This is a genomic window from Achromobacter sp. 2789STDY5608621 (assembly GCF_001299375.1).
GTDB lineage: Bacteria > Pseudomonadota > Gammaproteobacteria > Burkholderiales > Burkholderiaceae_B > Achromobacter > Achromobacter insuavis.
In genome coordinates, this window is sequence record NZ_CYTU01000024.1 from 73,370 (window position 1) to 82,327 (window position 8,958).

10 protein-coding genes are annotated in these 8,958 nt (G+C 62.6%); 9 read left to right on the top strand and 1 reads right to left on the bottom strand.

The features are described from left to right. Positions 1–215 precede the first annotated feature (215 nt). Positions 216–536: a hypothetical protein gene (locus AOZ53_RS20845; RefSeq protein ID WP_054489134.1), complete on the bottom strand. Its 321-nt coding sequence runs from the start codon at positions 534–536 to the stop codon at positions 216–218. 216 nt (positions 537–752) lie between these two features. On the opposite strand from AOZ53_RS20845, the gene AOZ53_RS20850 reads away from it, so the two are divergent. The 9 genes from AOZ53_RS20850 (at position 753) to AOZ53_RS20890 (ending at position 8,940) form a co-directional block, all read left to right on the top strand. After that, positions 753–1,520 carry a DNA adenine methylase gene (locus AOZ53_RS20850; protein ID WP_054489136.1) on the top strand — a complete coding sequence of 256 codons (768 nt, stop codon included), beginning with the start codon at positions 753–755 and terminating at the stop codon, positions 1,518–1,520. A gap of 131 nt (positions 1,521–1,651) precedes the next feature. Then, positions 1,652–2,341 (top strand): hypothetical protein, encoded by a 690-nt coding sequence (locus tag AOZ53_RS20855; RefSeq protein ID WP_054489138.1) that lies wholly within the window; start codon positions 1,652–1,654, stop codon positions 2,339–2,341. Between the two features lie 8 nt (positions 2,342–2,349). Beyond that, entirely contained in the window at positions 2,350–2,556 is a 207-nt protein-coding gene (locus AOZ53_RS20860; protein WP_054489140.1) for a hypothetical protein, read from the top strand. A gap of 289 nt (positions 2,557–2,845) precedes the next feature. Then, on the top strand, positions 2,846–3,451 hold the full coding sequence (locus AOZ53_RS20865) for a hypothetical protein (protein WP_054489142.1): 606 nt from the start codon (positions 2,846–2,848) through the stop codon (positions 3,449–3,451). After that, complete coding sequence (locus tag AOZ53_RS20870) at positions 3,393–5,561, top strand: phage terminase large subunit family protein (RefSeq protein WP_082385722.1); 2,169 nt, start codon at positions 3,393–3,395, stop codon at positions 5,559–5,561. The genes AOZ53_RS20865 and AOZ53_RS20870 overlap by 59 nt, the downstream gene beginning before the upstream one ends. A gap of 11 nt (positions 5,562–5,572) precedes the next feature. Beyond that, positions 5,573–5,821: a gpW family head-tail joining protein gene (gene gpW, locus AOZ53_RS20875; RefSeq protein ID WP_054435147.1), complete on the top strand. Its 249-nt coding sequence runs from the start codon at positions 5,573–5,575 to the stop codon at positions 5,819–5,821. Further along, positions 5,821–7,452: a phage portal protein gene (locus tag AOZ53_RS20880; protein WP_197286505.1), complete on the top strand. Its 1,632-nt coding sequence runs from the start codon at positions 5,821–5,823 to the stop codon at positions 7,450–7,452. Before gpW ends, AOZ53_RS20880 begins: the two co-directional genes overlap by 1 nt. Continuing rightward, positions 7,453–8,340: a S49 family peptidase gene (locus tag AOZ53_RS20885; RefSeq protein WP_054489143.1), complete on the top strand. Its 888-nt coding sequence runs from the start codon at positions 7,453–7,455 to the stop codon at positions 8,338–8,340. A 21-nt stretch (positions 8,341–8,361) separates the two neighbouring features. Next, the gene (locus AOZ53_RS20890) at positions 8,362–8,940 is read left to right on the top strand and encodes a hypothetical protein (protein ID WP_156333461.1); all 579 of its coding nucleotides are present in this window, start codon (positions 8,362–8,364) and stop codon (positions 8,938–8,940) included. Positions 8,941–8,958 lie beyond the last annotated feature (18 nt).

Below are 8,958 nucleotides of genomic sequence, written 5' to 3' on the forward strand. Positions count from 1 at the left end.
GGGTCAACGCTTTGGCGGCAGCGTCGGCGGCGTTGGCCGCTCTATTTCAGGCAGCCGTGGTAGCCGCCCCTTTGTTTATGCCTCCGCTGAATTAGCGCTTGCGCGCGCCTTAGCGAATGCTTCCTTAGTTGTAGAAAAAGCCCCCATACGGCAATTCCGATGGGGGCTTTCCTTTCTAGCTACTGTTGGTTATGGCAGGCAAGTGCCAGCGCGGCTTATACCGGAATTACCTTGATACCGGTCTGAATCTCAAACTCGAAAGGAATGATGTCGTCACCTACCGAGAAAATGATCGGGGCATCGGCGGGCTTGACGAGCACCACGTCGTGTCGAGGATCAACTCTAATTTTCAGAACCTTCGCAATGGTCTCTCCATCTAGAGAGGACCGCATCCAAACGGTCGAGGTCGCATCGACGTGCAAGCCAAGTTCGCGTCCGAGGATGTCAATCGCTTCTTGCAACGCTCGATAGCGCTGATCGTAGCTCTCGCGATCCTTCTCATTGCCTAGGCGGTAGTGAATCGAGTAAGGCGTCATTTTTCAAGCATTCCTGATTCTGTTGAGGGTTAGTCAACCTTCGCTGATGAAGGCGTGCAAATCACGCTCATCTTATCGAGAGATGAGAAAAAAGGCGGCGACAGCATGCGAATCGCGAGTTCGCGCGCTGTCAGCCGAAACACGGACGAGGCCCGTGAACGACCCAAGGCCGCCCCACCTGTACAGGCGGCGGCCAGTTTACATGGACGCTCACAAGTGGCAAAACCGATCATTCCCTGGCTGGGTGGCAAGCGCCGCCTGGCCGACAAGATTCTTCCCCTTTTTCCCAAGCATTCCTGCTACGTCGAGCCATTCGCGGGCGGGGCGGCATTGCTTTTCGCCAGGTCGGAGCCGGCCAAGGTGGAGGTGCTGAACGACATCAACGGCGACCTGGTCAACCTGTACCGGGTAGTGCAACACCACCTGGAGGAATTCGTCCGCCAGTTCAAGTGGGCGCTGACCAGCCGGCAGATGTTCAAGTGGCAGAAAGAAACGCGGCCCGAGACGCTGACTGATATTCAGCGGGCGGCCCGCTTCTACTACCTGATGCAGAACTGCTTCAGCGGCAAGCTGGAGGGTCAGACGTTCGGCACCGCAACGACGGCGCCGCCGGGGCTGAACCTGCTCCGGCTGGAAGAAACGTTGTCCGCAGCCCACCTTCGCCTGGCGCGTATCTACGTGGAGCATCTGCCCTGGCTGGATTGCGTGAAGCGCTACGACAGGCCGCACACGCTCTTCTACATGGACCCGCCCTACTGGGACACGGCCGGCTACGGAGTGGAATTCGGCATCGAGCAGTACGCGGCGATGGCTGATTCCATGCGGTCGATGAAAGGTCGCGCGCTGGTCAGCGTCAATGACCATCCGAAGATGCGCGAAGCCTTCGCCGGCTTTTCCATGCAGGTGCTGGACATCCGCTACACCGTCGGCGGGGGCGGGGGCGTGCCGCGCGCCGAGCTGCTGATTCAGAGCTGGGCCGGCTGACGGGCTTATCTATTCCGAACCTTTGCCACCGAGGGCTGCGCGTTGGGTATGACGCGCGGGGTTGGGATCATCGTCGCCGGGCGGTGTGCAGTTGGTGGCACCCGGCAAGATCATAGACAGGAGAGGGCGCTGTGCTTGACATCAAGATCACGTCCAACCTGAAAGACGTGCTGCGCCGCATGGATGCATTCACGGCCAAGCAGCTGCCGTTTGCGATGGCGCAGGCCATCAACGCGACCGCGGCCCGCGTCCAGGCCGCCGAGCAGGCCAACATCAAGTCGACCTTCGACAACCCGACGCCATTCACGCAGAAGTCGGTCGGGGTCAGCAAGGCTCGCAAGTCGTCACCGGTGGCAGTGGTCTACATCAAGAAGATCGCGGCCGCCTACCTGCTGCCCTACGAGACCGGCGGCGTCCACAAGCTGAACAGCCGGGCGCTGCTGAATCCCAAGGGAGTGAAGCTGAATAGCTATGGCAACCTGCCTCGCGCCGCTATGGGGCGCCTGAAGGCAAGGCCGGACGTCTATGTAGGCTCGATACGCACGCGCAACGGCCAGGCCGTGAATGGGGTATGGCAGCGCGTTGCGCCCAAGCGGGCGCGTGGCGTGAAGGCAGGTGGGCGGCGCCAGGCGGTGACGACCGGTCAGCTGGCAAGCCAGCAGAACCGCGGCGGCCATCTGAAGCTCCTGATCCGGTTCGGCGACGCCTTGCCCGTCAAGAAGCAACTGAACTTCGGCACGACCGCGCGCGAAGTGGTCGAGCGGCATTTCCCTGGGGACTTCGACGCCGCCTTGGCGCAGGCCCTGAAAACTGCGAAGTGAGAAACCACATGGAAAGCATGACCTCGATTACGACCGCCCAGCTGCGCGCTGCCGTGAGTGCTTGGGAACTGGACGTGCGCGCCGACCGCGACGCATTCGTGCAGGACGGCGAGGCTCGAGCGCTGCCGCTGGGCGAGCAGGTGGACGGCGTCGTGGCGACGATCCTCGGCTACGCCGCCCGCTTCAACCCCGACGGGTCCCCTATGGAGGGGTAAGCACCGCGGGCATTGCGCGCCGCGTTTTGTGCCCAGCGCTGGGGTGCTAAAGGTGTTCGCACCCTGTTCGCTCCCCCGCATAAAACAGGCCTGGAGCGCGTATCTATGCGGCTCTGGCGCATTTTCGGGGTGCGAACACCTGTTTGCACTGGTGTTCGCATTTTGTTCGCGCCGTCCTGTTCGCGCCGGTGGTCGGGACGCAATAGCCATGCGGGCTTGCGGTGAGTTTGGCCGTAGCAATTGCGTCTGAAATTGGGGCGCGAACAGATCAACAGGAGGTGTTCGCACTGTGGCAAAAGCGGAAAAAGGCCTGTCTATCCGGGAGTTCGCCCGCCGGGAAAGCTGTTCCGACACGCTGGTGCGGCGCGCGATCACGCAGGGGCGGCTGAAGGCGAAGAAGGATGGAACCCTTGATCCGGCTCTGATCGGCTCGCCATGGCGCCAGGCCAATGCGACGGCTTCGAAGGCCGCAGCAAAGCCGGCGCGGCCGTCGGCGAATCGACGGCCGAGCGAACCCGAGGGGGGCGGCGACGGAGCGCCTGACGACAGCAATTCGCTGGAGGCCGAAGCCGCCCGGATGTTGAACGAGGGTGAGGGGGTCGACTACGCCGAGGCCCTGCGACGAAAGGAGAACTGGCTGGCGCTACTGCGGCAGCTGGAATACGAACAGAAATCCGGGGCGCTGGTGGAGCTTGCCGTGGCCCAGGCCGTACTTTTCGAAGCCTCTCGGGGGCAGCGCGATGCGTGGCTGAACTGGCCCGCGAAGATTGGTCCGCTGCTGGCCGCCGAACTAGGGCTGGAAGAGGCCGACCGGGTCACCGAGGCTTTGACTGCGCATGTCCACAAACAAATCTCACAACTTGGCGAACCCGCCGCCGACTTCAGCACAGGATAAGCGGGCCGCCTTGCTGCGGGCTGCTCGCCAAGGCTGGACGTCGCCACCGCGGATCAGCGTGCCGGACTGGGCAGACCGCTATCGAAAGCTGGCGAAAGAGGCTGGCAGTACCTCGGGGAACTGGTCGACCAGCACGGTAGAGGTCGCGCGAGGTCCGATGCTCGCGCCCACCGAACCCGGCGTGCATGTCATCACGGCCATGGTCAGTACGCAGATGCTGAAGACAGCGCTGCTGGAGAACATCTTCGGGTACTTCGCGCACCTGGATCCATGCCCGATGCTGCTGTTGCAGCCGAAAGAAGATGCTGCCGAGCAGTTCAGCAAAGAGCGGATCAATCCGATGGTACGGGTGACGCCCGTGCTGCGCGAACTGGTCGGGTCCAGCAAGACGCGGACCGCCGACGAGACGCTGCTATTCAAGTCCTTCCCGGGCGGGTTCTTGGCGCTGGCAGGCGCCGGCAGCCCCGACAACCTGGCTCGCCGTCCGGTGCGGGTGATTCTCGCTGACGAAGTGGACAAGTACCCGGTCACCCGAGAGGGGGACCCGATTTCCTTGGCGGAAGAGCGTACCGCGAGCTTTGGCGCCAACTGGTTGTCGGTGCGGGCTTGCTCGCCGACTGTGCAGGACGAAAGCCGCATCGAGAAAAGCTATTTGGCGTCAGACCAGCGGCGCGCCTCGGTGTGCTGCCCCGGCTGCGGGCATCGCCAGTTCTTGGATTTTTTCCGACACGTTGACTGGAAGAAGCGCAAGGACGAAAAGGGCGTCGTCCAGGAACATTTCCCCAAGACAGCACGGATTTTCTGTGAGGCGTGCGGAATGGGCTGGTCGGAGGGCGATCGGCTGCGGGCCTTGCAGACTGTCCGGTGGCACCAGACGCGGCCATTCAGCTGCTGCGGTCACCGTCATGTCCCGCTCGAAATTTACGACCGAGCCTGGCGCGATGCTGAAGCCGCCGATCCTGGCAGTGGCGGCATCACCGCAGTGGATGCAGTGTGGGATTGGTGGGCCAGCGATCGCCATGCTGTGTACAGGGTGAAGTGTCCGGAGTGCGGGACCTGGGCCGTTGATAACCAGCATGCCGGCTTCCAGGCCAGCAAGCTGTATTCCCCTTGGACCAAGGATAAGCCGGCGGACATTGCGGCAAAGTGGCTTGCAGCTAAGGACGATGAGGATCTGAAGCAGGCATGGTGGAACACGCAGATGGGTCTGCCCCACCGTGCGCACAGCGGTAAGGACCTGGATCTGGAAACGCTGGCTGCGCGCGGTGAGCTTTGGGCTGCCCAGGTTCCGTTCGGCGTTGGGGTGCTGACTGCAGGTCTGGATGTGCAGCCGGACCGCGTTGAGTGCGAGCTGGTCGGGTGGGGCCGAGACGAGGAAAGCTGGTCCATCGACTATGAGGTGTTCGAAGGCGATCCGGAAACGCCTGAGCTGTGGGCGCGCGTTGACGCTTACCTGCTGAAGCAGTGGTATCGCCATGATGGCCGGCCCTACAGCGTATCGGCAGCGTGCATCGACTCCGGCGGTCACAACACGCAGCGGGTGTACGAATTTGCCAAGGCCCGCTTGGGTCGCCGGGTCTACGCCATCAAGGGCGAGTCCGCGCGGAATGGGCAGCGCTCGCCGGTTTGGCCTACGAAGGTGCCCAGCCGACGAAATAAGGCTACCTATCGCCCAACCATCATCGGCGTCAACACGGCGAAAGACACGATTCGGAACCGGTTGAACAAGGAAACCCCGGGGCCTGGATTCATGCACTTCCCGGCGGACCGCGATCTGAACTACTACGCGCAGCTCACTTCCGAGCGGATCGTGGTCAAGGAAGCGAGCGGGCATAAGTACCGCGTGTGGGAACTGCCGTCGGGTCGAGCCAACGAGGCGTTGGACTGTCGCGTCTACGCATATGCCGCGCTCTGCGCGTTGATCCACTTCGGTCTCAAGCTGAATCGATCCGTCGAGGATCTGGCGGAGTTTCTACATGGGGCACCGCCCTTGCCGGACGGCGAGGTGTCGGTCGCGCCGACGCCAGCGACTGGCTCGGGCCATAGCGGTCCTACGGTACGGGTCAAGTCGGCAGGCTCCGGGCGCTCGCGGGTGAGCAAACTTGCATAACGAGGTACGCCATGAGCGTTTATGACGGAATGAGCAGGGAGGATATGCAGGCGCGGCTGACCGCCCTGAAGGCCGCCTATTTTGAACTCCTGATGGGCAAGCAGGTGGCCGCCGCCAGCTACGCGCAATCCGATGGCTCGAAGTCGGTCACGTACAGGGCCACCGACTTGAGCCGTCTCCAGGGTGAAATCGCCCTCCTGCAGAAATTGCTCGGCATCGTCCCTCGGGCGCGCCGGCAGATTAACTTCGTGATGCGCTGATGGAAAACTCAATTTCTATCCTGGACAGGCACGGTAAGCCGTTGCCCGCGGTTCGCCGCCTTGGGACCATGTTGGCGCCAGGTGGCAACGCGCCATATGACGCGGCTGACCAGCACGGTGGCCACGTTCGCGATTGGCATCCTTATCTATCCTCGCCGGACGGTGAGGTCAATATGTACCGCGACCGCCTGGCGGCGCGGGCACGAGACCTGATCCGCAATGATGGCTGGGCGACAGCTGCGGTGATGCGAACCGTCGACAACGTCATCGGGCCGGATTTTCGACCGATCTCCAAGCCGGACTATCGCTGGCTGCGGACGGTGACCGGCATCAAGGCGTTCGATCACCGCTGGGCGGACGAGTTCGGCCAGGCGGTGGAAGCAAACTGGCGGTCGTGGGCGAATGATCCGTTCTTCTACTGCGATTCAGAGCGCATGCTCTCGTTCCCGCAAATGATGCAACTCGGATTCCGGCACCACCTCATTGACGGTGATGCGCTTTCGATGCTGCATTGGCTGCCTGATCGCATCGCGGTCGGGCGCGCCCGGTACGCGACAGCGGTGCAGATTATGGATCCGGATCGTCTCTCCAACCCGCAGCAAAATTTCGACCAGCAGGCTTTGCGTGGGGGCGTGGAGGTCGATAGCTACGGCGTGCCAACCTGGTATCACATCCGGCGCGCTCATCAGGGGGATTGGTTCAGCGCTGGCGATAGCGTGCGATGGGATCGCATCGCGCGCGAGACGAACTGGGGGCGTCCGATTGTGGTGCATAGTTTCGATCATGATCGGGCGTCGCAGCATCGAGGGGTCGGCTTTCTCACGCCGGTGATCCAGCGGTTCAAGATGCTGATCAAGTACGACAGCACCGAGCTGGATGCGGCCATCATCAACGCATTCTTTGCTGCCTACATTCAAAGCCCGTTCGATACGGATCTCGTCGAGGAAGCCCTGGCGGGGTCGGACAAGGTCAGCGCATACCAGCGCGAGCGCTCGGAATTCCACCAGGAGCGCCGCACTCGGTTGGGCGATGCCGGGGTTACACACCTGTACCCGGGCGAGACGATCGGCACTGTTGCCTCGAGCCGGCCGAGTGGCAACTTTGCTTCGTTTGAAAGCGCCATGTTGCGGCATTTTTCCGCAGGGACCGGACTGGCCGCGCAGCAGATCAGCCAGAACTGGGCGGAAGTGAACTACAGCGCGTATCGGTCTGCGATGCTGGAGGCGTGGAAGACCTTCGCCCGTCGGCGGATTGGCTTCGCGTCCGGTCAGGCCCACCCGATTTATTGCGCATGGCTGGAGGAATCCATGGACGTGGATGACTACCCGATGCCGAGAAACGCCCCTGAATTTATCGAAGCGCGTGCGGCGTATGCGCGCGCCAAGTGGATGGGGCCGGGCCGAGGGTTGGTCAACATCGTCAAAGAGCGTCAAGGCGCGTTGTTGGGCATCGACGGCGGCATGTCCTCGCTTGAGGATGAGTGTGCGGAGATATCCGGCACCGACTGGCGCGACGTGGCCGACCGGCGGGCTATCGAAATCGAACGCTACGAGCGACTGGGCTTGCCCGTCCCGGCAGTGCTTCAGGGGTTGGATTCGAAAGACGCCGCCCAACTACCGGAGGAAAAATAAATGCGTTTTGCGCACTTAGGCCAGCGGCTGTTCAACACGCCGCTGGCGATTCGTCAGGACAAGGCCGAGGTCATCATGGCCGCGCTCGCCGAGCGGCTCGGAGTCAGCCAGATCATGCGGTTGGACGGCGCGAATTTGCGTCCGATGGCCTGGGATGACTATGACGATGACCTGGTCAAGCCCGGGGAGACGATCCGGGACGCCGGCTACGACATGGTTGGGGATACCCCTGTTGCCTGCATCAAGGTGCAAGGCACGCTCGTGCAGAAGCTTGGGTCGCTCCGGCCCTATTCGGGCATGACTGGCTATGACGGCATCAGGCAGAGCATTCTGAGCGCCCACGGAGATCCTGCGGTCGAGGCAATCGTGTTGGATATTGACTCGCCCGGCGGCGAGGTCGCGGGCTGTTTCGACCTAGTCGACACCATCTACAGTCTGCGGGGCGATAAGCCCATCTGGGCCATCTTGACCGAGTCAGCCTATTCGGCGGGGTATGCGATCGCCAGTGCAGCTGACCGCATCATCGTGCCGCGCACCGGTGGGGTCGGCTCGATCGGCGTGATCGTGATGCACGTCGATCTGTCCAAGGCGCTGACCGCGTCAGGGGTTGCTGTGACGTTCATCACCTACGGCAGCCATAAGGCGGACTTCCGCCCCGAGCTGCCGCTATCCGAAGCGGCCCTGAGTAGTGTTCAGGCCGAGATCAACACGATGGGCGAGCTGTTCGTGGGAACTGTTGCCCGAAATCGAAATATCGCGCCGGATTCCGTGCGCGACACACAAGCCGCCTGCTTCATGGGGGCGGCCGGCGTCAGCCGCGGCTTGGCAGACGCAGTCATGGCGCCCGACGCCGCATTTCTCGAACTGCTGGACCTGCTGGGCCGGTAAACAACCTGTGAGACTACTGCAATGAAGAAACCTTTCTCTTCTTCCCCCTTTGCCTCGCTGTTGGGCCTGGGTCGCGCTCGTAGCGCCCGTGCTGAACAGGACGACGAGGACGACAAGGACAACAAGGACAAACCCGACGACGAGCGTAAGCAGCGGGAGGGCGAGTCCGACGACGACTATGCGAAGCGCATGGAGGAACTCGACCGCAAAGACGACGAGCGCGACGACGTGCTGGAAAACGGGGAAGACCCGGACGCCGAATCCGAAGACGACGGCGATGACAAGGAAAAAGACCAGTCGAAGAAGGCGGCCCGGGCCGCCGAGCGGGTTCGTTGCGCCCGCATCGTGGCCCATGGACTGCGCCATGGAGTCGCCCGCCAAGCCTGCGTGTTCGCTTTCGACACGAGCATGTCGTCCAAGGCCGCGATCGCGGCGCTGGACGCCGGCCGAGCGGATCAGGCGCCGCCCGCGCGTCGCACCCTGTCCGAGCGCATGCAAGGCACGACCATTCCCAACCCGGGTTCGGGTGGTGGCGACAGCCAAATGACCCTCGCCCAGAAGATCGTCGCTGCCGGCAAGAAGCGCCGCGGCGAGGCTTGATCCCCGCAATTCAGCTAT